The organism is Niallia nealsonii (assembly GCF_002835805.1).
GTDB classification, from domain to species: Bacteria; Bacillota; Bacilli; order Bacillales; family Cytobacillaceae; genus Niallia; species Niallia nealsonii.
This window is the reverse complement of record NZ_PISE01000008.1, coordinates 84,921-110,991: the sequence shown is the minus strand read 5'-3', so window position 1 is coordinate 110,991 and position 26,071 is coordinate 84,921. Positions and strand designations below refer to the sequence as shown.

The following is a 26,071-nucleotide window of genomic DNA, read 5'->3' as shown; positions in this document are numbered from 1 at the left end:
TCTTTCCTTATGGATTTTTTTCTTTATTAATAAAATTTAGTGAAACTATCTTCTCTGTTGATTCGTATTATATTCACCAATCAAGATTTTATTTTTCTATTTTTTGGGTATAAAAGAAATAGTTTAATATGCTATACTACTTTTACAATAAACGAAAAAGGTGAAAAAATTTGACTAAAAAGAAGTTTCATTATTGGCTTTTGCAAATTCTTTTGATCGTTGCCATCATTTATATTTGCACAAAAATATCGTTTCTTTTCCAACCAATAGGAGTACTTTTTACTACTCTTTTTGCTCCTATTATTATTACAGGATTTTTATACTTTTTGCTTAATCCTATTGTCACTTTTCTGCAAAAGTCTAAAATACCTAAAACTTTGGCCATCTTGATTATTTATATCGTTATTATTGGCTTGATTATTTTAGGAATCGGCAATGTAATTCCAGCTATCTCCAAACAGATTACAGAATTATTTTCGAACCTGCCAGGCTATACCGATCAAGCAATTAAATATTTTCAGCATCTTAATGATACAAAACAATATCAGTGGCTGCTTAACCAGGAATATGTTACCATTGAAGACCTTACTCAAAAATTCAATGATTTTGCTCAAACCATTCCAAGCAATTTAACAAATAGTATTACTGCGATCATCAGCACAATGACTAATATTACGGTCACTATTGTTACCGTTCCGTTTTTGCTGTTTTACTGTTTTAAAGATGGAAATAAATTTCCTATCGCTTTATCCAAGTTTTTCCCTTCTTCTTATCGAAATGAAGGATTAAAAATTTTAAAAGAAACAGGCGATACATTAGCTGCCTATATTCAAGGCCAAGTAATAGTCGCAACGTTTGTTGGCACTCTTGCCTTTATTGGCTATTGGATTATCGACTTAGATTATGCATTAGTTATGGCAATGATTGTTGCAGTAACTAATATCATTCCATATGTAGGCCCTTTAATCGGTGGGGCACCTGCTGTCATCATTGCTTTATTTACATCGCCGACACAGGCGCTGCTTGTTATTCTAGTCATTACAGTTGCCCAGCAAATTGAAGGAAATGTATTATCTCCGCTTATTTTAGGAAAACGCTTGGACACACATCCAGCCACTATCATCATCTTATTATTGGTTGCTGGAAACTTAGCTGGCATACTTGGCATGATTTTAGCTGTTCCAACATATGCTGTTGCCAAAACAATTGTTTTAAATGTTGTCCGTTTTCTTAAAGCAAGAAAAGCTGCCATTGCAGTATCAGACCCGCCAGTTAAAAATGATTTTAGATCATAAAAAGAGAGGTTCCCCATATGGAGCCTCTCTTTTTTTTACTAAATATTAAGCGAATGTCAATTTATTGACTGTTTCTCGGTCCAATCTTTTAATAACTTCTATTATTAATTTTACCGCATTTTCATAATCATCGCGATGAAGCATTGCTGCATGTGAATGAATATAGCGGGTTGCAATGGTAATAGAAAGTGCTGGAACACCATCATGTGTTAAATGAATGGAACCCGAATCTGTTCCTCCTCCTGGTACACTGTCAAATTGATAAGGAATATTTAATTCATCCGCAGTATCGGTCACTAAATCTCTTAATCCTTTATGAGATACCATCGACGCATCATAAAGGATAATTTGAGGGCCTTTCCCCATTTTGCTTAACGCTTCTTTTTCCGTAATTCCCGGTGTATCACCAGCAATGCCGACATCCACTCCAAACGCAATATCGGGATTGATTTTTTGAGCTGCTGTTTTTGCACCGCGCAAGCCAACTTCTTCTTGAACCGTGCCAACTCCGTATACAATATTTTCATGTGTTTCATTTTCCAAGCCTTTTAGCACATCAATGGCAATCGCACAACCAATTCGATTATCCCAAGCTTTTGCCAGCAGCATTTTTTCATTATTCATCACAGTAAATTCAAAATACGGAACTACCATATCTCCTGGTATTACTCCCCACTCTTTTGCTTCTTCTTTTGAAGATGCACCGATATCAATGAACATGTCCTTAATATCTACTGGCTTTTTGCGAGCTTCTGGAGATAAAATATGGGGTGGTTTTGAGCCGATTACGCCAGTTATATCTCCTTGTTTAGTGACAATTGTAACACGCTGGGCAAGCATTACTTGTGACCACCATCCGCCTACTGTTTGAAAATATAAAAATCCTTTATCATCAATACGTGTAATCATAAAACCAACTTCATCTAAATGGCCTGCTACCATAATTTTTGGTCCTTGTTCATTGCCGATTTTTTTTGCAATTAAACTTCCTAAGTTATCTGTTGTTACTTCATCTGCATATGGAGTTATGTATTTTTTCATGACCTCTCTTGGTTCACGTTCATTTCCAGGGATTCCTTTTGCATCTGTTAATTCTTTTAGCATCTCTAATGTTTCATCCATTTTCTTCATTATTTCGACTCCCTTATATTCAGATATAAAAAACAAATACTATTATACTAAGAAATTTATATGGTTCCTAGTATATCATCCCTTAATACTCTTTTAAATTTTTTTATAAAAATGAAACTTTTTTCTAGCTGCAACGTATTCATAAAGCTAAATGTATTATTTTTATATATTGGAGGCTTTTTTATGATGTGGCTTTTGCGTTTATTATTACTCATTTTCGTTTTTTTTATCCTATACCGCATTGTTGCATTTTTATTGAAACCAGAATGGCGGCTAGCTTTTGCACGCTTACGAAAAAAGTTTTATTTAATGGATAATGCTAAAAATGTTCGGATGAACTTTCTTTTGACGCATAAAGGCTTTTTAATAGAAGGAGAAAAATATGCTGATAAATCTGATAGAGTAACTTCTATTTCATTATGGCCGACAGATCCTTTTAATACGAAGCTTTCAGAAGAAGATATTCAGTTTATCGAAAAATCGTTATTAAACACGTATTCTCATGCAAAAATCGAGTGGAAATATCCTAAATAATAGGCTCGGTTACACTTGTCTGTTGATTTTCACTCCAGGAGTTCGATTTTAAGAGCCTCCTCTAGCACGTGCTTGAAAAGGATCTCCCTTTGACTCGCTTTTCAAAGCAGAAGTCTCACATACCCGCTCCAATCAACAAAGTATCAAAATCAATCATAAGCCTTAACATAGCCAAATAATAAAAAAGCTAAAACGGAAATTTTCTGTTTTAGCTTTTTTGATGAGCCTCTTTAAAAAACTCTTTCCATTTTATAATGGTTATTTTTTCTCGTAAAATATACACTAAAATACACAATGCAAATAAAATAACTATCATCATTGTTGGGGAGAATTGGCTAATAAACTGTCCAAAAATAGTATAAAAGAAAGCCAATGGAATATTGGTAATAGTTGCGTATTTTAGATAATCTTTAAGCCCTTGTCTTTTTTCCAATAGACAAAAGTTCAGCAAATGATAGTGAATAAATGGAATAAGGCGCAGTACAGTAACCTGACCAACTGTTAAATTTCGATATTCGCCAAACCAGCGTTTTTTTAGCAAAGAAAGTTTGCGATGTGTTTTTGGCATTTTTTTGATAACGAAATAAAAAAATAAACAATTAATGGTTAAGCCAATAATCGAATAAATCGTTCCAAGTGTAACACCAAAAAGAATACCCCCAGCAATACACACGATCATAGGAGGAATAAAAATCACTTGTCTTAATGTATGAAAAAGAATAAAGGCAATAGGAGCAAAAATTCCTCCTAATTCAATCATAACAAACAACATCGATAATTGTTCATCCACTTTCTATCACCTTCGCTTCTGTAAAAATCATGCTGTTATTAACAGTGTATAAGAAAAATGAATTTTTATGCCTTTGTACACACTATATAAAGAACAATTCCTATTTCCAATACAGATAAAATGGGCAATCCTAGTTTAAAATTAACATGTTTTGTTTTATGGCGAAATTGGTTCATCCCAACGGCTAATCCACTGGCACCAAATAGAAAAGCAATTGTCCACAATGTTTTTTCACTGATGCGGTATTGCTGTTTTATTGCTTTTGTTTTATCTATTTTCATTACGAAAAAGCCAATTATATTGATAAAAAGAAAATAAATTAAAAGCATGTAAATCATTTAATCCTCCCCCTGTCTATAGTGGATAAGCAAAATGGATATTATACTGCATTAACGGACAATAAGTCCCCCAATGATTGAAGTTTCACTTTATCCTTCCCCTGTTTTCCCAGCTAATATTTACAGGCTATCGCTGAAAAATAGCATAATAAAAAAGAAGACATAACAATGCCTTCTTTTTAGATAATTATTTTAAGTTTTGTTTAGCAACTGTTGCTAATTCAGCAAATGCTTTTTCATCGCTTACAGCAAGCTCAGCAAGCATTTTGCGGTTTACTTCGATACCAGCAACTTTTAATCCGTGCATTAAACGGCTATAAGATAAACCGTTAATACGTGCAGCTGCATTAATACGAGCAATCCATAATTTGCGGAAGTCGCGTTTTTTCTGACGACGATCGCGGTATGCATACATTAATGATTTCATTACTTGTTGGTTAGCAACTTTGTATAATGTATGTTTGGAACCGAAATAACCTTTAGCTAATTTAAGAACTTTTTTACGACGTTTGCGTGTAACTGTACCGCCTTTAACACGTGGCATATTGTTTCCCTCCTATTTTCCATAAGCTTTTATTACTTGATATTGTCTAATAAGTGACGAATGCGTTTGTAATCTCCTGAAGATACTAAAGATCCTTTACGAAGTTTACGTTTTTGTTTTGTAGATTTGTTTGCGAATAAGTGGCTTGTATAAGCGTGAGAACGTTTTAATTTACCAGACCCAGTTTTCTTGAAACGCTTAGCAGCTCCGCGGTGAGTTTTCATTTTTGGCATTTGGTATTCCTCCTCTTTACTTGTCGTTTTTAGGCGCTAAAGTCATGAACATGCTTCGACCGTCCATTTTTGGATGTGATTCCACTGTGGCAACTTCTGTACAAGATTCTGCAAATCGAACAAGCACACGTTGACCAATTTCTTTATGTGTAATAGCACGTCCCTTAAAACGGATGGATGCTTTTACTTTATCGCCTTTTTCTAAGAATTTTATCGCATTACGAAGCTTTGTATTAAAGTCGTGCTCATCTATAGTAGGACTAAGGCGAACTTCTTTAATATTAATAATTTTTTGGTTTTTACGTGCTTCTTTGTCTTTCTTTTGCTGTTCAAATTTATATTTGCCATAGTCCATTATGCGGGCTACTGGCGGTTTTGCAGTTGGTGCAACAAGAACAACATCAAGATTTACACGTGTTGCGATTTCAAGAGCTTCAAATTTTGTTTTGATACCAAGCTGTTCTCCATTTTGGTCAATCAATCGAACCTCTCTAGCACGAATACCTTCATTTAAAATCATATCTTTGCTAATAGTTAATACACCTCCAAGGTTAATTAACGAATACAACGTTCAGGTCAAGAAATTCCTGTAACAACGAGAAAATCCAAGCATCTACTTTCCCGTTCCATCACAAATTGACACTTGACCTCCAAGTTGAATCGTCAGGAAAATAATTTACAGTTCCCATTTAGAAGCAATCATCCCATAATATCTGCACTATTGTTTAGATCATGAGGATGAAGCTAAACAATAAAAAAGTGTGGATGGAAAACCACCCACACTTACGATAACAAACATAAAAAGCTAAAATGTTCACGTAATTACCTGTTAACTACTTATTGGAATCTTGTGTCAATCAGGTGAGAAGCGGGTGCTTCTTCTTTTCCTCAAACTTGTATTCAATTTACCTTAATAACTATATCACGTAGATATCTATTAGTCAACGAAAGAAATACCACAACGAGAAAAATTTTATCAAAATTATTTATACAATGCAATACTTTTCATAATTTTTTTACGCCAACCAGCTATTTTCGCCAAATTCCCCTTCTTTTATTCGACTGTTTTCAGCTTTTTAAAAAAGAATTAACGATTAACCTCTTTTTTCAAATTGGCTAAAAATGCTTCAAAAGAAACAGTTTCCGACTTTTGTTCTCCATATTTACGAACATTTACAGCTTGTTCTTCTACCTCTTTATCCCCTACCACTAGCATATAAGGAATTTTTTTCATTTGCGCTTCACGAATTTTATAGCCAATTTTCTCATCACGCTCATCTAATTCTACACGGAATCCTTGTTTTTGCAACTCTTCTTTCACTTGTTGTGCATAATCAAAATGAACAGATGGGGAAACAGGAATAACTTGTACTTGAACTGGTGATAGCCATGTCGGGAAAGCACCTTTATATTCTTCAATTAAAAAAGCAATAAATCTTTCCATTGTTGATACAACACCACGGTGAATAACGACTGGTCGATGCTGTTTGCCATCTTCTCCAACATATGTCAAATCAAAACGTTCTGGAAGCAAGAAATCTAGCTGTACAGTAGAAAGTGTCTCTTCCTTGCCTAATGCTGTTTTTACTTGAACATCTAGTTTAGGGCCATAAAAAGCCGCTTCTCCTTCTGCCTCAAAATAATCTAGACCTAGGTCATCCATCGCATCTTTCAGCATGCTTTGCGCTTTATTCCACATTTCATCATCATCAAAATATTTCTCTGTATCCTCTGGATCACGATAGGATAAACGGAAGCTATAATCAGTAATATCAAAGTCTTTATAAACATCTAACACAAGATTTACCACGCGTTTAAATTCGTCTTTAATTTGATCTGGACGAACAAAGATATGGGCATCATTTAATGTCATCCCGCGAACACGCTGCAGGCCTGATAATGCTCCTGACATTTCATATCGATGCATTGTTCCAAGTTCAGCAATACGAATTGGCAATTCTCTATAGCTGTGTATGCTATTTTTATATACCACCATATGATGAGGACAATTCATTGGACGAAGCACTAACTGCTCGTTATCCATTTCCATGGGCGGGAACATATCTTCTTGATAGTGATCCCAGTGGCCAGAAGTTTTATATAAATCAACACTTCCCATAATGGGTGTGTACACATGGTTATAGCCTAGTCTTTCTTCCTTGTCCACAATATAGCGTTCTACTATGCGGCGAATAGTTGCACCTTTTGGCAGCCATAACGGCAGGCCTTGTCCTACTTTTTGAGATGTCATAAAAAGATCAAGTTCTTTCCCGATTTTTCTATGATCTCGTTCTTTCGCCTCTTCTAAAAGACGCAAATGTTCATCTAATTCTGCCTTTTTAAAAAATGCAGTTCCATAAATGCGCTGCAGCATTTTATTATCACTATTGCCTCGCCAATAAGCACCGGCAATGCTTAATAATTTAAATTCTTTTAACTTTCCAGTAGACGGAACGTGAATACCACGGCAAAGATCAATAAATTCTCCTTGTTGATACAATGTTACTGTTTCATCTGCTGGAATCGCATCAATCAGCTCTAGTTTATACTCATCGTCCATTTCCTTAAACAGTTCAACTGCTTCATTACGGCTAACTTCTTTACGAATAATTTCAATATTTTCATTGATAATTTTAGCCATTTCTTTTTCTATTTTTGGCAGGTCTTCTGGCGTTAATGATTCTTCGATATCAATATCATAATAGAACCCACCCTCAATAACTGGACCTACACCAAGTTTTACATTTTTATATAATCTTTTAATTGCTTGAGCCATTAAATGTGCTGAACTATGGCGTAAAATTTCAAGCGCCTCGTCACGTTCTGGCGTGATTATTTCAAAAGATGCATCTTGTTCTATCGGTCTTTTCAAATCATAAAGTGCACCGTTTATTTTGCCTGCAATTGCTTTTTTTCTTAAACCAGGGCTTATTGAACCAGCAATTTCTTCTGTTGTTGTGCCCACAGGAAACTCCTTTACAGCTCCATCAGGAAAAGAAATTTTGATTAATTCTGACATACTATTTCCTCCTATATTCCTTACTATTTGTTCACATGCGGTGATTTTTACACGCAAAAAAACCCATCCCTATAGAAAGGGACGAGTTATGTTTATTTATAACACGTGATTCCACCCTAATTCCCGATTATAAAAAGAGAAACTAATTATAACGGCTTAGTTAAACAGATAACGGCTGCATGCCGCCAACCAATAATAAGGCCATTGCCTGTTCATGATTGAAGTTTAAAGGTGGTAAGTGATCTTATCGTATTAGGAAGCTCTCAGCCATACTTCCCTCTCTTTGAATCGTATAAGAAAACTATTATCCTCATCATAACATGTAAAAAAATATAGTTGATTTATGTACGTATTATATTCTTTAAAGAAAAGAAAATCAAGGGCAATTCATGATTTCTATTCAAATGGCCGTGCTGGAATGCTGACTCCTTGAAAAAAATCTTGTTTTTCCCTTACAGAGACCCGTTCTTCAAAAATATTAGTAATGGTACGCACAAATGCCTGCTCTCTATCTTCTGTATATAAATAAATTTTATTTGGAGCCAATGCCAAAAGTGGACCAATTGTAAAGGGGTCTATATAAATAGACTGGTTCTCCACTATTTTTTTATCCCCTAGCATTACTAATTCTTGTCCTGTTATCTCCCTATATTTATCATCGAAAATTTGAATATCCAAATCAACGAAAACATGAATAATTTGTTTTTTGGGTTTGCGATTTATTAAAAACTCCCGTAACGTTTGAACAAACACTTGATATTCCTGTTCCATTTTATATTCATCAATAGAGATTTCTACATATTTTCTGATTATTTCTTTAAAGGAACGGAGACGAAATTGAACAAAAGAATCAAACGAAAAGGATTTTTTTTCTGCAAATATATCAGTAACGGCCCCTTTTAAACACTCTTCTAAATTTACATCATGAATTAAATTAGCGAGATCTTCCTTTTCTCCTTCTAATATAGAATGCATAATATCAATAATATGCCGCTGCTCTGCTTCCTCTTTAAAAAAATATTGATTGGATACTATTTCTTTTGCCCAAGAATCGCATTTATTGGATAAAATAAATTGAAAAAATATTTGTTGAAGTGCCTTAGTATAATCTTTTTGATGCCCATTTTTATCCCAATCTATTTTCAGAATATATTCATGTCCATTTTGCAGATGCGCTATTTTCAATCCTCGTGGACAGCAATGACTAAGCAATAATTGATGCATTTTTGTTGCTTCCTCTACTTTTTGAAAACTAATTTCAATCAAATATATCCCCCCTTTTATAAAGAATTCCTTGATAGCATGTATATGGGGAAATAACAAAAAATAGAAGTAAATTTGCATAAAAAAGGCTGTTTTCGTATAAATTGTTGCTTTTTAAATCCGCATCCTGCACACACTCCGCTCCCTTGAGGGGTCTTGCCTTTCTCGCTTTTCCCGCAGGAGTCTACGTATATGCAGGATGCTAAGCATTTATTTCCCATTTTCTTATGCCAAAAACAACAAACTTTGAGAAAATAGTCTAAAAAAAAGAATAGTGTAGATCACTATTCTTTTTTTAAAACTTTATTGACTATTCACCTTCTTATCTAGTCAAAAACAATATATGATTGTATTATAATCTTTTATTTGGTCCTTTTACATAAATGGGTGCTGCTAAATAGCGGATTCGTTCCATCACCCTCATTGCTTTCATCTTTTCTTCTTCTCCTCTTTGTGTATAGGTTAAGTGGTGTTCTAGTCCACTAAAGTCAAAATTAGAAGAAAAAAAGGTCGGCAAATTCTCAAGCATTCTAAATTGGAGAATAGGACCTAACACTTCATCTCTTATCCAGCTAGACATTGTTTCTGCTCCAATATCATCTAACATAAGAATGGGCTCCCTTTTTATGCTTTCTAACTTCTTATTTAATGTGCTGTCCGCAATGGATCCTTTCATTTCTCTAAATAATTCTGGGACGTACACAATCATAGAGGAAACTTGTTTTTGAGATAATTCATTTGCAATAGCTCCTAATATATAGGATTTCCCAACACCGAATTCCCCATAAAAGTATAAGCCTTTTTGCTTTTTCCCTGGCTCATATTGCTTTACAAAATTGATTGCTGCTCTGACAGCCTCTGCTCGATCTTGTCCAATATCCATATGATTAAAGGATGATTCGAGAATATCTTGAGGTACATATAAACTTTGAATTAATTTTTCTTTTTTCTTTTTAGCCTCTTCCATTACTTTTCGAGGGCAGCGATCATATTGGATATCGATTCTGCCTCGGATAATAACTAATTTTGGATGATAACCTTGCATCACGTTAATGCATGACCCTAAATTAGGACATTTATTGCATTCTTTGCTTTGATTGGCATATTCATATAATTTAATCATGCCAACTTCAATCATCTCAGAAGTAAGCTCATCCTCCTGTTCTCTCAAGAAGGTTCTAACATCAGGATTTTTTAGCACTTCCTGCTTCATTTTTTGATATCTTTCTTGAAAACTAGAATTCGCTCCGAGCTTCTTTAGCGTATCATTAATTTTTTCCATAATTGTCACCACCTATTTTCGTAAGTTCTTAATTTCTTCTTCTAGCTCTTGTTTTAACTTTAAAAAGTCTGCTGATTCATTTCCAGCTTGAGCACTAGTTTCCTTTTGATTTTGTTCTGTCCCAAACCACTCAGGGATTTTTTCGGTTCGAATTGTTTTTTTATTGTTTTTTGTTTTTTTATTTTTGTTTCCTTGTGCCCATTCTAAATATTGTTGATGTTCTTTTTTAGCAAGATTCATGGCATCTTTTACTGTTCGTACATTTTTCCTTACCCATTGGCCAGCAATTTTTTCAATATAGCCTTTTGTTAATTTCATATCTGTTTTTAACATCACATACTGTATTAATACATTAATAACACCAGGCAGAAGCTTTTGAGAAAACATAAGTTCCTCAATAATTTGCAAATCTGCTTTCGACGGCTCTGCCCCCCCAGAAATATCTTTGAGCAATTGTCTAGGAGAAGTATGATCTAGATAATAAAGCAATTCTTCTTCTTTTGTCATTGGCTCTGCCGCTTGCGACTGATGTTTTTGTGGCTGTGTCCGATCAACAAGGCTAGGCAGCAAATCATTATGCTGAAATTGATACCAGTCTCTGGCAGCTATTCTAAGTTCTTCTATATCAATTTCATCCAAATGATTAATAGCAGCAATCACAATATTTTTCATTTGAATAGCATCAATTCCATATAAAAAGGAAAGATTCTGTATAGCATCTTTCACCTTTTTTGTAAACGCCTTTTTAGATAATAAAGAATCGTGTAGGCCTGCATATAATAAATCAAAATCAAAAGAATTATCTTGTATTTGAATGCTAGTTTGTCCGTTTCTTCCAATAAATTTTGCATTTCCTTCGTCGGTTTCTTCTTGTTCCATTTCATAGCTAGTGCGAATTGCACTTTGATGATCAGACATGAATACATCTGGAAATCCTTTTGTTATCGAAATATACTCTGAAGTTTCCGGAAGTTTTTTATCAGAGAAAAAACGTTTTAAACGAGCATATTGTCCTTTTCCTATTTTCCGAAAAAGATAAACATTCAGCATGCCATCTAAAAAAAACTGCTCTGGGGATAATGGAGACTGCAACTCATAAATAAAAAAGCGATTTTCCTCTTCTTTTTTCATATAGGTTTTCAGCAATCCGATCCCTTCTAGCTTTAGTCTTGCCTCATATATTTCCTTTAAATTGCAATTCATAAAATTCATTAAACTATGATGAGAATTGATTCCGGACCAGAGTCGATTTTCTTCCACCTCTGCCCACAATGTCATATATAAGCTAACGCAGGATGTTCCTATTAGCGGTTGATATAAAAAAGTAATGATTTTCCGATCATAATCAGTTAATAAACCATTAGCTACCGCTTGATATTTGTCAACTGGAAGCAAGTCCTGCCAATATTGAGACATACTAACAATTTCCTCCTTCTCCCTTTCGTTTTCCCCCTATTTTGACCATAAGTAAATATACAGTGCAAATGCAATCAGTGGGGACTTTTCACTGCCCATTCATGGAGAATAAAGTCAAAAAAGAGCCAAAGAAATCTTTAGCTCCTTTTTTAGGAATGGAGTTATCTTTATTCTATTCCTCTTTAAACAACAGTAAACTATTTTACACTTTCCTTGTTTGTTAACGCTATTTTTTCATTATCCCGCTAACATCTCTAAAATTACTTACTCTTTTTTAATTAGTTCCTTCAATTCATTAATAAAGACATTAATATCTTTAAACTGTCGATATACAGATGCAAACCGCACATATGCCACTTCATCTACTTCAGCAAGACGATCCATTACCATTTCGCCAATTATATCGCTTTTTATTTCTGAAGCTGCATTGCTGCGCAGTTCTTTTTCTACATCGGCAGTAATATCTTCTAATTCTTTTAAAGCAACAGGTCTTTTTTCGCATGCTCTAATTAATCCACGCAATATCTTATCACGACTAAATTCTTCCCGTGTTCCCTCTTTTTTCACAACAATTAAAGGTATTTCTTCTACCTTCTCAAAAGTAGTAAAGCGGTATCCGCACACTTCACATTCCCTTCTTCTGCGGATAGAACGAAATTCATCAACAGGTCGTGAATCAAGAACACGGGTATTATTATGTTGACACGTTGGACATCTCATCTATATCAGCTCCGAATTTATTGTTTCGCAGGGTGCATTGATTCTATCTATATCTTATAGAAAAGTAATTCGTTGCACAAGAGATAGCCTAGATTTCTTTAGAAATGACCGTTATATCGCTTCTTATATCCAAAAAGAGGAAACTTAAAATAAGCATCCTCTCTAATTTAATACATTCCATTTTTCAAGTATTTCTTTTGCCTGCATGGCTGCTGCTGCTATTGTTCCATTATTATCAATCAATTCATCTGCTAATATACGTTTTTTCTCTAAAGGCATTTGCGCATGGATTCTTTTTATTGCCTGTTCAAACGTTAATTGATTTCGTTCCATTAATCTTTTTCTTTGTATATCCTCCGTCACATATACAAGGATGGTTTTATCTACTTTTTCATTCAATTTATTTTCAAACAATAATGGGATATCTAAAATAACTACTTTTTCGCCATTTTCCATAGCCAGCCTTTGCTTCTCATCCATTCTTCTGCCTACATCTGGATGAACAATTTCATTTAACACTAGTCTTTCTTGCTCATTAGAAAATACAATTTCTCCGAGCCTCATTCGATTAATATCTCCATCGCTTTGGAGAATCCCGGTTCCAAAATGTGCAACAATTTTTTTGTAAGCTGGTTCTCCTATCTTTACAGCAAGCCGAGCTTCTAGGTCTGCATCAATAACTGGAATATTTAATGATCGATAATAGGCAGAAACGGTGCTTTTCCCACTGGCAATTCCACCTGTCAGCCCAACAATAAGTGTCATGTTTTTATCCAACCCTTTATAAAAAATTTAATTATTTTTCCTATAATTTAAAAAGACCAATAATAATTAAAATAATTCCTGGAATAAAGGAACATTTCTCCATAAAACTTTTTTGTGAAAAAAATCTCCCTCCAACAATGCCTAATGAAACAAAAGATGTACTCATTAAAATTACAGCAATAGTTAAATAAATAGGAGATAGCCCCAACATAGAAGCGCCAACGCCTGCTCCAAATGCATCTAATGATAACGCCAAACCTAAAACAACCGCTTCTTTGCCTGTAATTGTTCCAGATTTATCAAAATCCGCATCCATTGGTTTTTTTAATATATTAATCACAATTCCAAGTGATTTAATTTCAAAATTGACAATGTTTTTTTCCTGTATAACGACTTCTTTTTCTTTTGATGGACGAAAAAATTGATATAGTATCCATATCCCTAATAAAATTAAAATAACCCCGCCAATACTTTCTGCAAAGGAGGGTGAAAAAATTTGCGAAATAACATGACCAAAAAACATCCCAATTAATAAAGTAACGCCTGAGCAGCAAGCAATAATGAAGATGGATTTAAATGGTATCTTCATCTTTCTTAGACCATAAGTAAAACCTACACTAAAATTATCAATGCTTACAGCTAGTGCTAGCAGGATGAGAGAAATTACTTGTGCCATAAGATTTAAAGCCCCTTCCTAACCAATAGTACTATACTATATGGAAGGAGCCCATCCAATGTTAAAGCTGAAGCTGCTAATTTCTTTTATTTCATTTGACACTTAGGGCAAAATACAGTGCCTCTGCCGCCAACAATAATTCTTTCTAATGTAGCACCACAGTTTTTGCAATCTTCTCCTCTACGTCCATAAACAAACAATTCTAGCTGAAACATTCCTATTTGGCCCTGTGTATTTACATAGGAACGAATAGTGCTGCCTCCTTTTTCAACCGCTTCGGAAAGAGTTGCGATAATTTCCTTATATAGTCTCTCTATTTCTTCTTCATGTAGGGTGCTAGCTACTCTTTCTGGATGAATCTTGCTTCTAAACAATGCCTCATCTACATAAATATTGCCTAGACCAACCACTATTTTTTGATCCAATAAAGCTGTTTTTATACTTCTTGCAGTTTTTGCTAACCCTTCCTTCAGCTTCAGGATAGTAAAAGAGCTGTCAAAGGGTTCAGGTCCCAGCTGGGAAAGAGGCAAGGAAGCATGTTCTTCTCCCTTTTTAAATAAATGCATCGTGCCAAATTTACGTACATCTTTATAACGCAACTGGGTACCATCTTCGAAATAAAAAATAACATGTGTATGCTTATCTATCAGATCTTCTTTCTGAAATAATCCATAACGGCCTTCCATTCTTAAATGAGAAACAATGGTATAGTCTGTTGTTAAAATAAGCAAAAACTTTCCTCTTCTTTGCACATCTTCTATTTGTTGTCCTTTTAATGCATCAGAAAATTGTTCAGCATTCTCTGGTTTTTTTATCATTTTAGGCCATGTAACAACAACTTCTTTGATTACTTTATATTGTGTTAATTCCATTAATGTTCTTCTGACTGTTTCTACTTCTGGCAATTCTGGCAATTAACTCAGCCTCCGACTTTTACTTTGCATCAAACCATGTATCTCCATATGCGTAATCGACTTTTAACGGAACATTTAAGCTGACAGCATGTTCCATCACATCTGGAACAATCTCTTTTAGCTTTTCAATTTCTTCTTTTGGTGCTTCAAAAATCAATTCATCATGCACTTGCAATAATAAGCGCGATTTTAACCCTTCTGCTTCAAGGCGTTTCGCCATATCAATCATCGCTTTTTTGATAATATCTGCGGCACTCCCTTGTATCGGCGTATTCATTGCTGTTCGTTCTGCAAAACTTCTCAGATTAAAGTTTCGGCTTGTAATTTCTGGCAAATATCGTCTTCTATGCAACAATGTAGAAACATGGCCTTGCTGCTTTGCCTGAACAACAACTTCTTCCATATATTGTTGAACACCAGGATAGCTTTCCAAATAGCGTTCAATAAATTTTGCCGCTTCTTTTCTTGTAATGTGCAGACTTTGGGACAAACCGTAATCGCTTATGCCATATACAATTCCGAAATTTACAGCCTTTGCATGGCGACGCATATTAGAAGTTACTTCATCTGCTTCGACATGAAATACAGCCATAGCTGTTTCTGTATGGATATCATGGTCTTCTTTAAAAGCCTCAATTAATTTTTCATCATTGGCAATATGTGCAAGCACTCTTAATTCAATTTGGCTATAGTCAGCTGCGAAAATTACCCAATTTTTTTCTGAAGGCACAAAAGCTTGTCTAATTTTTCTGCCTTCCTCTAACCTTATTGGAATATTTTGCAGATTAGGATCTGTTGAACTTAATCTTCCTGTTTGAGTTAAAGCTTGATTAAAGCGTGTATGGATTTTGCTTTCATGCACTACTTTTTGCAAGCCTTCAATATAAGTAGACTGCAATTTGCCTAATTGACGATAATTTAAAATTTCTCCAATCACTTCATGAGAACTTGCCAGCTGTTCCAATACGTCTGCTGATGTAGAATAGCCTGTTTTTGTTTTTTTAATGACCGGTAATCCAAGTTTTTCAAACAAAATAACGCCTAGCTGTTTAGGCGAATTAATATTAAATGTTTCGCCAGCTAAGTCATAAATGCGGCTTTCCATTTCTTGCAGACGTTTTTTTATTTCCGCTCCCATCTTTTGCAGTCTTTCTAAATCTACTTTTACTCCTGTAAATTCCATATCTGCCAATACTAAGCTAAGAGGCATCTCTAAATCATAAAACAATTCCTCTTGTCCATTCGCTTTCAGTTCTTCTTCCATTTTTTCTTGGATATTCTTTAAAGCCATTGTTTTTCGGACAAGATGTTCTGACATAAGCTTTTCTTCAGGAATTTTACGTTTTGCTCCTTTACCGTAAAAAGCTTCATCTGATTGAAGATTCGTATAGCCATACTTTTTAGCTACAGATGCAACATCTTCAATCGTAACCGACGGATCAGCAAGATATGCAGCAATTAATACATCAAAAGTTATCCCTCTTAAATGAATTCCTTTATGGCGCAAGGAAACTTCTGAACGCTTCGCATCATAGACAATTTTTTTGCTCTGTTCATTTTCTGCCCATTCTTTAAAAACATTGGACTGTAATACAAGTTCTATTGGCAAATAATATGCACCTGTTTCATTCACCAAAGAAATCCCAATAATTGGTGAATAATGATAGTTATCATCTAAAATTTCTACATATAAAATATTTTCCTCTGTAAAAATATCTGCAGTAATTTCTTCTATATGCTTAAAGTTTACTTCCTCAAGCACCAATTCCTCTTTAGGAGTATCTTCCCCAAGTTTTCCCAATAAAGAATTAAAGCCTAATTCTTTAAAAAACTCTTTCAGTTTTTCTCCCTGCATCCCAGGATATGCCACTTCATTTAATCCCATCATAACAGGTGCTTCTCTTGTAATAGTAGCAAGCTCTTTGCTCATAATAGCCTGATCTTTAAATTCTTCCAGCTTTTCTTTCAGCTTTTTCCCGCTTACTTTATCAATGGATTGCAGCAAATTCTCTAAACTTTGGAATTCCTTTAATAACTTAATCGCCGTTTTTTCACCAACACCTGGTACACCAGGAATATTATCTGAAGCATCCCCCATTAGCCCTTTCATATCAATAATCTGTTCTGGCACTAGTCCATATTTTTCTTGAATATGCTCTGGTGTATAGACTTCCATATCGGTAATCCCTTTTTTTGTTATATATACAGTTGTTTTATCAGAACTTAATTGGGTTAAATCTTTATCTCCTGAGATGACGACTACTTCAAATTTTTCTTTTTCTCCTTCTAGAGATAAGGTGCCGATAATATCATCTGCTTCATAGTTTTCAAGCTCATAGTATTTGATGCCGTATGCATTTAATAATTCTCTAATATAAGGAAACTGTTCTGATAGTTCTGGAGGAGTTTTTTGCCTCCCACCTTTATATTCTGTAAATGTGCTATGTCTGAAAGTTGTTTTCCCTGCATCGAACGCTACTAAAATATGACTTGGCTTTTCTTCTTCTACTATTTTCATCAACATCATCGTAAAACCATATACAGCATTTGTATGTATCCCTTTATCATTATTTAAAAGGGGCAAAGCAAAAAAAGCACGATATGCAATACTATTGCCATCAATTAAAACTAATTTATTTGTCAAAAGGTTTTTCCTCCTTCTTTTATCTAAAAGTAAGTATGTATGAACATATGTACTATTATGATCAAGTTCACTTTATTTTACCATGGAGAAAAAAAGATTGTAAGGAATAGACTTTGAGAGGAATGATAGCAATTGAATAATGTTAAAAGAGGTGGAAAATTAGAGGTGCTTGCAATAAATTTGCATACAATAAATAAGGATACATCCATTCACAGTAATATAACTGCCCATTAAAAAATAAATGATTCTAGCTAAAAATAAAGGGAGACCTCAATCAGCGGGAGTTTTTCCACGTCTCTACCTAGATTTCTCTTTTTTTATAATCTTGATTTTGGGGTCAAAAGCCCGTTAATGTGTGATAAATAGCTTTTTCTTATCTATTCAGAATATAACAAAGACCGAAAGCGGGGTACTTTCGGTCTTTTTGCCTAGCCTTGGATAAAGGGGTCTTCATCATGTATTGTAGCAACTATGTGTTAATCTACTATAAACAAAATGTAAATAGTTTGTAAATTCTTCCTTCTAGCTATAAAAATCTATAGGCAATATTCTGTTTAAAAGAGATGACTAGTAAGGAAATTCTTTTTTTAATTTAATAGAGAAAGTAGTTCCTTTGCCAACCTGACTTTCCACCTGGATGCTCCCCTTATGAAGTTCTACTAAATGCTTAACAATCGCAAGACCCAACCCCGTTCCTCCAGAATTTCTGCTTCTTGCTTTGTCTACCCGATAAAATCGTTCAAAAATCCGATGAATTTCCGATGATTCTATCCCGATTCCTGTATCCTGTACTTTTATAATGACATCTCTTTTTCTTTCTAGAACAGAAACTTCTACCTTTCCTCCATTTGGTGTATAGGAAATCGCATTTGAAATCAGATTAAGGAAAACTTGAATTAATCTACTTCTATCCCCTATTACCCATATATTTTCTTTTTCTGAATGAAAAGTGATTTCCAGATCTTTTGTTTGGGCCTTTTTACAAAGTATTTTTATTACTTCATCTAATACATCTATTATATTAAAATGCTCCTGATTTAAAGTAAATCCATGCTGCTCGAGCTTAGATAGCTCTAATAAATCTTGAATAAGTTGCTGGAGCCTATCACTTTCTTTCAATATAATTTTCAGAAATTCTACTAAAGTTTCTTTGTTTTCTAACGCACCATCTAATAATGTTTCCGAAAACCCTTTGATAGAAGTAATTGGTGTTTTTAATTCATGACTCACATTTGCAACAAAATCTTTGCGAATTTGTTCTAACTTTTTGATTTCCGTTATATCATGAAAAACAATCAATATTCCCATCCAAACATCATTGGCGCCAATAATTGGCACACCGTATGCTTGAAAGATTTTCTTCTCATCTTTTATTTGCAGAACACATTCTCGTACAACTTTATGTTCTGTCATAAATATTTCTTCAACTAAGTCGGTGATTTCTCTATGCTCTAACACTTTATAATATAATTTATATAAATAATCCGACGAATGTACATTAAAAATATCCTTGTATGCTTTATTAATTAGATTAATATACCCTCTGCTATCAATTAGCAATAAGCCGCTACCAATGCTTTCAATTAACGTACCGAGACGATCTTGTTGAATTTCTTGAGCTTTAACCATGTCCTGCATTTTTTTTGCAACTGTATTTAAGGAAGAACTAAGTTCACTCGTTTCATCAATTTGCCCTTCATAGGTTCTAGCATGAAAATTTCCATTGGCAAGATCTGCGGCCACTTTAGTAGCAGATTCAAAAGGACGTGTGTACCGATAAATAAGTTTAAATGCAACTAAAAAAATAATGAATAATGAAATTCCTAATGAAAGGTGGACCATCCAATTTAATTGTTTATATGTTTCTTTTAAATCAGATTGTTTTATGCTTAAAAACAAATATCCTTGTTGCTTATTTTGATTATAAAATTTTGTCGAATAGTAATGAAAATCAGAATCGCTGCCAACCATGGCATTTGCATCATTTTTAATAATCGTTTCAATTTTTTTTATATGCACATCATCTATGCTTTTGCCCATGTCCCCTTCATCGAAAAGAATAGAACCTTTATTATCAGTAATCGTTATTTGCAAATCTAACATCTTGCTGTATTCTTTTATCACACTTGAATCTACTGAATCAATGCCGCCTTCCTTTTCAATCGCCTTCGAAACTAGCAAACTTTCCCTTTTCAGCCTTTCATCATACACTTGAGTGTAGGATTTTTTATTAAGCTGAGCAAAAACTAAACTGATGAACAAAAAAACTACAAATATAATAAACAATAAGCTAGAAAGCAATTTCGATTGGAACTTTACCATTTATTTTGGTTCCTCAAGTTTATATCCCAAACCACGAATTGTTTTGATATAAATTGGTTTTTTTGTATTGCTCTCCACTTTTTCTCTTAAATGGCTAATATGTACATCTACTATGCGCGTATCTCCTACAAAATCATAATTCCAAACAGCACTTAATAGTTGGTCTCTTGTTAAAACCCGTCCTTTATGTTTTGCTAAGTATAGCAACAATTCGAATTCTTTAGGAGTAAGTTCTATTAATTCGTCTTTAAAATAAGCTTCATAAAAATTCGGAAATATTTTTAAATCAGCAATGCTGATGCTTTCTTCTTTATCAGTTGATTCCATTGCAGGAGCTTCCTTTTGGTATTGAGATCTTCTCAATACTGCCTTAATTCGAGCAATAACTTCTCTTGGACTGAAAGGCTTTGTCATATAATCATCTGCCCCTAGTTCTAATCCAAGAATTTTGTCTAATTCATCATCTTTTGCTGTTAACATTAAAATAGGTGTAGAATTGCGTTGTTGGCGCAATTGTTTGCATACTTCCATCCCATCAAGCTTTGGAAGCATAAGATCTAGCAAAATAACATCAGGATTTGATTGAATAGCTAAATTTAAACCTGCTTCTCCATCCATTGCTGTTAAACACTCAAAACCTGCTTGCTGCAGATTATATTGCAAAAGTGTTAAAATAGACTGTTCATCATCTACGACAAGAACTTTCTTCTTCATATATTGCCTCCAAGTAATCAAATTCCCCAGTGAATACCCCATTTACCCCTTCATTATAATATAAATATAAAATAAAAAGAAACCCATCTAAACAGAATAAAGAATATGTTCTCTTCTTTTTTTGCTTGTTTAGCGGGATTATTTTCATGTAGTTAAATAAAGTCAAACTTCAATCAGGCTTTTACTCAGCTAGATTTCTCGTTTTCTCTTATAGTCTCTTAGATGGGGATCAAAAGCCCGTTAATGCGTAAGAAAAAGCTTCCTTATCCAAACAGCCTGTGAAAGAGCTTTGATCATTTTGTTTTATCCCCTAATATCCATAAACAAAAAAATCAATACAGCCATTTCCTTTAATCATTAAATGAAAAGGAATGCTTGTACTGATTTTTTCTTTACCTAGCAAATCATTATATTTTATGTTAATACAGTCAATACATTTTTAACAGAATCTACTGATTTATTTAACTGTTTTTTTTCTTCTTCTGTCAATTCTAATTGAATGACTTTTTCAATTCCATTTGCACCTACAATAGTCGGTACACCAAGATAGATATCATGATAGCCGTACTCTCCTTCCAGATAAGCGACAGTCGGCAAGATTCTCCGTTGATCTTTTATAATCCCTTCACACATTTCTGTGAGTGATGCTGCAGGAGCGTAATAAGCGCTTCCATTTCCTAATAGGTTAACGATCTCTGCCCCGCCTTTTCGGGTTCTATCAATGATTTCATCTAATCGATCTTTGGGGATTAATGTTTCTAAAGGTATTCCACCTGCATAAGAATATCTTGTAAGAGGTACCATATCATCACCATGGCCACCTAACACAAAACCAGTTATATCTTTTACCGATAAATTCAGTTCCATTGCAATAAAACTTCGAAATCTAGCAGTGTCTAAAACACCCGATTGCCCAATTACTCGTGATTTTTCAAATCCTGATTCTTTATAAACTGTATACGTCATCGCATCTACTGGATTCGATAAAACAATAATAATGCATTCTGGCGAGTATTTTACAATTTCTTTTGTCACAGACTTCATAATAGATTGATTTGTTTGTACCAAATCTTCTCTGCTCATTCCTGGTTTTCTGGCAATTCCAGCAGTTATGACTACAATATCGGAATTTTGCGTATCTTCATAATTAGAGGTGCCGATAATGTTTGCATCAAAGCCTTGAACAGGGCTTGCTTCAAACATATCCAGGGCCTTTCCTTTTGTAGGATTTTCCATTTGAGGTATATCTAATAATACAATGTCGCCGAGTTCTTTTTGTGCAAGTAAAAAAGCAGTTGTTGCTCCAGTAAAACCTCCACCAATTACAGAAATCTTTTTGCGCTTCATTATTATTACTCCCCCTTTGGTTTCATAATATCTAAAAAAAGGGAGAAGAGCTCTCATCTAAAATACATCTCTTCTCCCACCTAGCTATATTATTAATCCATGTTTTTAATCAATTCATCCCCAAATTCAGAGCATTTCACTTCTGTTGCTCCATCCATTAGACGAGCAAAGTCATATGTTACAACTTTAGAAGCAATTGTTTTTTCAACAGACTGAACGACTAGTTGAGCAGCCTCACCCCAGCCTAAATGCTCTAATAAAAGCACACCTGAAAGAATAACGGAAGATGGATTTACTTTATCCAACCCTGCATATTTCGGTGCTGTACCATGTGTCGCTTCAAAGATAGCATGGCCTGTCTCATAGTTGATATTTGCTCCAGGAGCAATACCAATTCCGCCCACTTGTGCAGCAAGAGCATCAGAAATATAGTCACCATTCAAGTTCATTGTTGCAACAACATCAAACTCTTTCGGGCGAGTCAAAATTTGCTGTAAGAAGATATCTGCAATAGAATCTTTGACAATAATTTTGCCAGCACTTTCCGCTTCTGCTTGTGCTTTATTTGCAGCATCAGTTCCCTGTTCGTCTTTAATTCGGTCATATTGAGCCCATGTAAATACTTTGTCCCCGAATTCTTTTTCTGCTAATTCATAACCCCAGTTTTTGAAAGCTCCTTCTGTATACTTCATAATATTACCTTTATGTACTAATGTAACCGATTTTCTGCCTTCTTTAATAGCATAGTTAATCGCAGCACGTACAAGGCGGCTTGTTCCTTCTTCCGAAACTGGTTTAATTCCGATTCCAGAAGTTTCTGGAAATCTGATTTTATTTACTCCCATTTCATCTTGAAGAAATGAAATTAGCTTTTCCACTGCTTCTGATCCTTTTTCATATTCGATTCCAGCATAAATATCTTCTGTATTTTCGCGGAAAATCACCATATCTGTGTCTTCTGGTCGCTTAACAGGTGACGGAACTCCTTCAAACCATCTTACAGGACGCAGACATACAAAAAGATCCAATTCTTGTCTTAATGCAACATTTAATGAACGGATTCCACCGCCAACTGGTGTAGTTAAAGGTCCTTTAATGGCAATTAAATATTCCCTAATAACATCTAGTGTTTCAGACGGCAACCATTCTCCTGTTTCATTAAATGCTTTTTCTCCAGCAAGAACTTCTTTCCAAACAATTTTGCGTTCGCCGTTATACGCTTTTTCAACGGCAGCATCTAATACTCTTTCAGATGCAGCCCAAATATCAGGACCAATTCCATCTCCTTCGATAAAAGGTACAATCGGATTTGCTGGTACGTTTAGAACTCCATCTACTACTGTGATTTTTTCCCCTTGCATGTAAATCCCTCCGTATTAGAAAATGTATGACTTTCCAAAAAAGATATGAATTCTTTTCTGAAAAGAATTAAACACATATATATATATAAATTTATATATATGTGATTAAGTTAAGTATATATCATAATTGTTTTTAATGGGAACCTGTCAATTAACGTTCTTGCATCGGAACATATGATAATCGCTCAGGACCCACATAATCTGCTCGTGGTCTAATTAAGCGGTTGTTTTCATATTGCTCTAAGATATGGGCAATCCAACCGGAAACTCTGCTTACAGCAAAAATCGGCGTAAATAAGTCATGATCTATCCCTAAGCTATGATAAACAGATGCAGAAAAGAAATCCACATTTGGAACAAGATTTTTTTCCTGTTTTAACATGCCTTCTATTTTGATACTCATATCAAATAAATGACTTTCGCCAGTTAATTCTGTTAATTTTTTTGCCATCTGTTTTAAATGTTTTGCCCGTGGATCGCCTTTACGATAAACACGATGACCAAATCCCATAATTTTTTCTTTTTTGATCATTTTATCTTTTATATAGGAATCTACATTATCCACATCGCCAATTTCAGTTAGCATTTTCATAACTGCTTCATTTGCACCGCCATGCAATGGCCCTTTTAGAGCTCCAATTGCTGAAGTGACACCAGAATATATATCAGATAATGTAGCTACACAAACACGTGCTGTAAATGTAGACGCGTTCAACTCATGATCTGCATGCAGAACAAGGGCTTTGTTAAACGCTTCTATTGCGATTGGCTCAGGCTCTTTTGCTGTCAGCATATAGAGAAAATTTGCTGCAAAGCTTAAATCTTTTCTTGGAGATACAGGCTCAAGCCCTTTTCTTAAACGGGAAAATGCTGTTACGATTGTCGGCAATTTAGCTTGCAGATTTATCGCTTTGAGGTAATTGGATTTTTCGTCCATTAGCTCTGCGTTTTCATCATAAACTCCTAATAATGAAACAGCGGAACGAAGAGCTGACATTGGATGAACTTGATCCAATGGCATCATTCTCAGTTGATTAATTAATGATTTAGGAAGTTCTGCATTTTCTGCCAACTCTTGTTGCAGTTGAATTAATTCTTGATTTGTCGGTAATCTTCTATTCCATAATAGATAGATAATTTCTTCAAAACTGGCATTCTCTGCTAATGCATCAATATCATATCCAACATATGCTAATGAATCATCAATAATGGAACTAATTGATGAAGTCGTAGCAATAATTCCCTCTAGACCTCTAGTAACTGCCATACTTATCTCTCCTTTACACTATAATCCTTTTACTTTTATACGGTATTTAAGTTTCCTCCCACAATATAAATAAACAATGTAGTTACCTTATTTTTGTAAAAAGTATTAAATAGAACCAATTTTATTAGTCTTAAAAATTTTTCTACTATTTTGTTAGATTAACTGAATATGTACTAAAAAATCAATACAAATTGTGCAACGGATTGTTTTTCGTCAAAATGGAGGGGCTTTCATAAAGCACTCAGAAAGTAATTGATTAGCTATAATTTTGTCATTACTCCGATTTGAAAATGCTTACATTTTGAATCAAAAAAATATAGTATTTCCATTTAATGTGGGAAGTTGGTAACCATATATACATTATAAACAATTTTTTGTAAAAAGTCTTGTTTAAACACTTATTTACAATTCGAATAGTAAAAAATATTTCTTCATAAAAAAAAACTTAGTATAGTTTATTTCTGCATATAGAAAATTATACCATAACGTTCCTAATAAAGTAATTTTTTTATAGCGAAGTACTTCCACCTCTATTCTCGAATAAAAAAGGACGACCTATATTTTTATCCTATTCTCCCTAATTTATACGTCATCCTTTTCAAGACCAGCAAAATAAATATTATATCCTAATACTTTTTTCCCATAATATATGTACTATATTTGTAAAAAAATGTTTATAGATTACAATTATCCGAAATCATCTTATCCACTCCATTGCTTTTATCGCTATATAGGCAATTCCTGCACCAATAAGAGGACCGACTGCTACACCATTAAATATGGAAACAGCAAATATTGTTCCAAGCACAAGCGCGGTTGTTATTTGCGGATCTTCTGCTAATAGCACAATGCCTCCTTTTGCTAATAAAGCAACAAGTATCCCTGAGATTAAAGCGATCCAAGCAAATGGGGACTTAAAAGCTGCAGATAGATCTTTAAATCCAATATCTCCTGTTGCAATGGGAACAAGTACTGCAATTGTAATAACCGTTACCCCCCAATTTATTCCTTTTGACTGTATATGAGAAAATGTCTTTGCATCTAGTCCAACTGCTTTTAATATAATTAAACTGGCAACCGCAATAAGCAATGAATTATTTTTCGCAACAAATGCAATAACAAGAAGCAAATATAAAAACAAATACGATGATGAAAACATAAATAGCTCCTTCCTTTTTGGAATATATTGTTGTTTCGTTCTTCTAAAAAATATTGATCAATGAGCTAAGATTTATTAATAAATAAACATTTTGTTTCTTCCTATTTATATTAGCGAAAATTTAGTATTTTCATCAGTTCTTTACTATAATATAGATATAATAAACTTTTTCCTGTATGAAGGAGCAATAAGACCCCCATGATTATGCTTCACTTTCTTAGCTATTCGCCCCTTATAGCAGGGGTACATTAGAAGCCTTTGATTAGCAAGCGCGATACTACATAGTTTTAGTTTTATCAGCATATACCTTAAAATAGCGAAAAGAACAGGAGGATAT

General features: G+C 34.2%; 23 protein-coding genes and 1 other annotated feature. Of the genes, 2 read left to right on the top strand and 21 right to left on the bottom strand.

All coding sequences use genetic code 11. The features are described 5' to 3' along the window. The first annotated feature begins 170 nt into the window (after positions 1-170). Entirely contained in the window at positions 171-1,295 is a 1,125-nt protein-coding gene (locus tag CWS01_RS03885) for an AI-2E family transporter (protein ID WP_101175735.1), read from the top strand. A gap of 45 nt (positions 1,296-1,340) precedes the next feature. On the opposite strand, the gene CWS01_RS03880 is transcribed toward CWS01_RS03885, so the two are convergent. Beyond that, the gene (locus CWS01_RS03880) at positions 1,341-2,426 is read right to left on the bottom strand and encodes a M42 family metallopeptidase (RefSeq protein WP_101175734.1); all 1,086 of its coding nucleotides are present in this window, start codon (positions 2,424-2,426) and stop codon (positions 1,341-1,343) included. A gap of 183 nt (positions 2,427-2,609) precedes the next feature. Between CWS01_RS03880 and CWS01_RS03875 the strand changes: the two genes are divergently transcribed. Then, positions 2,610-2,960, top strand: a complete 351-nt coding sequence (locus CWS01_RS03875; RefSeq protein ID WP_101175733.1) for a sigma-w pathway protein ysdB — start codon at positions 2,610-2,612, stop codon at positions 2,958-2,960. A 208-nt stretch (positions 2,961-3,168) separates the two neighbouring features. Here the strand turns inward: CWS01_RS03875 and CWS01_RS03870 are convergent, their stop codons facing one another. From CWS01_RS03870 to CWS01_RS03775, 20 genes are all read right to left on the bottom strand, one after another. Beyond that, positions 3,169-3,750 (bottom strand): TVP38/TMEM64 family protein, encoded by a 582-nt coding sequence (locus CWS01_RS03870; RefSeq protein WP_101175732.1) that lies wholly within the window; start codon positions 3,748-3,750, stop codon positions 3,169-3,171. A 65-nt stretch (positions 3,751-3,815) separates the two neighbouring features. After that, positions 3,816-4,088, bottom strand: a complete 273-nt coding sequence (locus tag CWS01_RS03865) for a DUF1294 domain-containing protein (protein ID WP_101175731.1) — start codon at positions 4,086-4,088, stop codon at positions 3,816-3,818. A gap of 187 nt (positions 4,089-4,275) precedes the next feature. Continuing rightward, a complete protein-coding gene (gene rplT / locus CWS01_RS03860) occupies positions 4,276-4,632 on the bottom strand; it encodes a 50S ribosomal protein L20 (protein WP_101175730.1) in 357 nt (118 codons plus the stop codon). A 32-nt stretch (positions 4,633-4,664) separates the two neighbouring features. Next, a complete protein-coding gene (gene rpmI, locus CWS01_RS03855; RefSeq protein ID WP_101175729.1) occupies positions 4,665-4,865 on the bottom strand; it encodes a 50S ribosomal protein L35 in 201 nt (66 codons plus the stop codon). Positions 4,866-4,881: 16 nt separating this feature from the next. After that, on the bottom strand, positions 4,882-5,385 hold the full coding sequence (infC, locus tag CWS01_RS03850) for a translation initiation factor IF-3 (protein ID WP_101175728.1): 504 nt from the start codon (positions 5,383-5,385) through the stop codon (positions 4,882-4,884). Between the two features lie 227 nt (positions 5,386-5,612). After that, positions 5,613-5,755: a sequence feature (ribosomal protein L20 leader region), on the bottom strand. 197 nt (positions 5,756-5,952) lie between these two features. Beyond that, a complete protein-coding gene (thrS, locus tag CWS01_RS03845) occupies positions 5,953-7,884 on the bottom strand; it encodes a threonine--tRNA ligase (protein WP_101175727.1) in 1,932 nt (643 codons plus the stop codon). A gap of 396 nt (positions 7,885-8,280) precedes the next feature. Then, a complete protein-coding gene (locus tag CWS01_RS03840; RefSeq protein ID WP_157827533.1) occupies positions 8,281-9,150 on the bottom strand; it encodes a putative sporulation protein YtxC in 870 nt (289 codons plus the stop codon). 349 nt (positions 9,151-9,499) lie between these two features. Then, positions 9,500-10,429, bottom strand: a complete 930-nt coding sequence (gene dnaI, locus CWS01_RS03835; protein WP_101175725.1) for a primosomal protein DnaI — start codon at positions 10,427-10,429, stop codon at positions 9,500-9,502. A 12-nt stretch (positions 10,430-10,441) separates the two neighbouring features. Beyond that, positions 10,442-11,845, bottom strand: a complete 1,404-nt coding sequence (locus CWS01_RS03830; RefSeq protein ID WP_101175724.1) for a replication initiation and membrane attachment family protein — start codon at positions 11,843-11,845, stop codon at positions 10,442-10,444. A 264-nt stretch (positions 11,846-12,109) separates the two neighbouring features. After that, positions 12,110-12,565: a transcriptional regulator NrdR gene (nrdR, locus tag CWS01_RS03825; RefSeq protein ID WP_101175723.1), complete on the bottom strand. Its 456-nt coding sequence runs from the start codon at positions 12,563-12,565 to the stop codon at positions 12,110-12,112. 162 nt (positions 12,566-12,727) lie between these two features. Next, positions 12,728-13,330, bottom strand: coding sequence for a dephospho-CoA kinase (coaE, locus tag CWS01_RS03820; RefSeq protein ID WP_101175722.1), 603 nt, complete (start codon positions 13,328-13,330; stop codon positions 12,728-12,730). A gap of 40 nt (positions 13,331-13,370) precedes the next feature. After that, positions 13,371-14,006: a sporulation membrane protein YtaF gene (ytaF, locus tag CWS01_RS03815; RefSeq protein WP_101175721.1), complete on the bottom strand. Its 636-nt coding sequence runs from the start codon at positions 14,004-14,006 to the stop codon at positions 13,371-13,373. Between the two features lie 86 nt (positions 14,007-14,092). Then, positions 14,093-14,920, bottom strand: coding sequence for a DNA-formamidopyrimidine glycosylase (gene mutM, locus CWS01_RS03810; RefSeq protein ID WP_101175720.1), 828 nt, complete (start codon positions 14,918-14,920; stop codon positions 14,093-14,095). Positions 14,921-14,939: 19 nt separating this feature from the next. Continuing rightward, positions 14,940-17,564, bottom strand: a complete 2,625-nt coding sequence (gene polA, locus CWS01_RS03805; protein WP_101175719.1) for a DNA polymerase I — start codon at positions 17,562-17,564, stop codon at positions 14,940-14,942. Positions 17,565-18,131: 567 nt separating this feature from the next. Then, positions 18,132-19,886, bottom strand: coding sequence for a two-component system histidine kinase PnpS (gene pnpS, locus CWS01_RS03800; RefSeq protein ID WP_101175718.1), 1,755 nt, complete (start codon positions 19,884-19,886; stop codon positions 18,132-18,134). Further along, positions 19,887-20,600, bottom strand: coding sequence for a response regulator transcription factor (locus CWS01_RS03795; protein ID WP_101175717.1), 714 nt, complete (start codon positions 20,598-20,600; stop codon positions 19,887-19,889). A 414-nt stretch (positions 20,601-21,014) separates the two neighbouring features. Continuing rightward, positions 21,015-21,947, bottom strand: coding sequence for a malate dehydrogenase (mdh, locus tag CWS01_RS03790; RefSeq protein ID WP_407938531.1), 933 nt, complete (start codon positions 21,945-21,947; stop codon positions 21,015-21,017). Between the two features lie 92 nt (positions 21,948-22,039). Beyond that, entirely contained in the window at positions 22,040-23,308 is a 1,269-nt protein-coding gene (gene icd / locus CWS01_RS03785) for an NADP-dependent isocitrate dehydrogenase (RefSeq protein ID WP_101175716.1), read from the bottom strand. Positions 23,309-23,459: 151 nt separating this feature from the next. After that, on the bottom strand, positions 23,460-24,575 hold the full coding sequence (citZ, locus tag CWS01_RS03780) for a citrate synthase (protein ID WP_101175715.1): 1,116 nt from the start codon (positions 24,573-24,575) through the stop codon (positions 23,460-23,462). 697 nt (positions 24,576-25,272) lie between these two features. Further along, a complete protein-coding gene (locus CWS01_RS03775) occupies positions 25,273-25,734 on the bottom strand; it encodes a DUF441 domain-containing protein (protein ID WP_101175714.1) in 462 nt (153 codons plus the stop codon). Positions 25,735-26,071: the final 337 nt, after the last annotated feature.

Coding starts and splice junctions, on each gene's coding strand:
- CWS01_RS03880 (WP_101175734.1), bottom strand. CDS start 2,426: ATGAAGAAAATGGATGAAACATTAGAGATGCTAAAAGAATTAACAGAT.
- CWS01_RS03875 (WP_101175733.1), top strand. CDS start 2,610: ATGATGTGGCTTTTGCGTTTATTATTACTCATTTTCGTTTTTTTTATC.
- CWS01_RS03865 (WP_101175731.1), bottom strand. CDS start 4,088: ATGATTTACATGCTTTTAATTTATTTTCTTTTTATCAATATAATTGGC.
- rplT (WP_101175730.1), bottom strand. CDS start 4,632: ATGCCACGTGTTAAAGGCGGTACAGTTACACGCAAACGTCGTAAAAAA.
- rpmI (WP_101175729.1), bottom strand. CDS start 4,865: ATGCCAAAAATGAAAACTCACCGCGGAGCTGCTAAGCGTTTCAAGAAA.
- infC (WP_101175728.1), bottom strand. CDS start 5,385: ATGATTTTAAATGAAGGTATTCGTGCTAGAGAGGTTCGATTGATTGAC.
- thrS (WP_101175727.1), bottom strand. CDS start 7,884: ATGTCAGAATTAATCAAAATTTCTTTTCCTGATGGAGCTGTAAAGGAG.
- dnaI (WP_101175725.1), bottom strand. CDS start 10,429: ATGGAAAAAATTAATGATACGCTAAAGAAGCTCGGAGCGAATTCTAGT.
- CWS01_RS03830 (WP_101175724.1), bottom strand. CDS start 11,845: ATGTCTCAATATTGGCAGGACTTGCTTCCAGTTGACAAATATCAAGCG.
- nrdR (WP_101175723.1), bottom strand. CDS start 12,565: ATGAGATGTCCAACGTGTCAACATAATAATACCCGTGTTCTTGATTCA.
- coaE (WP_101175722.1), bottom strand. CDS start 13,330: ATGACACTTATTGTTGGGCTGACAGGTGGAATTGCCAGTGGGAAAAGC.
- ytaF (WP_101175721.1), bottom strand. CDS start 14,006: ATGGCACAAGTAATTTCTCTCATCCTGCTAGCACTAGCTGTAAGCATT.
- pnpS (WP_101175718.1), bottom strand. CDS start 19,886: ATGGTAAAGTTCCAATCGAAATTGCTTTCTAGCTTATTGTTTATTATA.
- CWS01_RS03795 (WP_101175717.1), bottom strand. CDS start 20,600: ATGAAGAAGAAAGTTCTTGTCGTAGATGATGAACAGTCTATTTTAACA.
- mdh (WP_407938531.1), bottom strand. CDS start 21,947: ATGAAGCGCAAAAAGATTTCTGTAATTGGTGGAGGTTTTACTGGAGCA.
- icd (WP_101175716.1), bottom strand. CDS start 23,308: ATGCAAGGGGAAAAAATCACAGTAGTAGATGGAGTTCTAAACGTACCA.
- citZ (WP_101175715.1), bottom strand. CDS start 24,575: ATGGCAGTTACTAGAGGTCTAGAGGGAATTATTGCTACGACTTCATCA.
- CWS01_RS03775 (WP_101175714.1), bottom strand. CDS start 25,734: ATGTTTTCATCATCGTATTTGTTTTTATATTTGCTTCTTGTTATTGCA.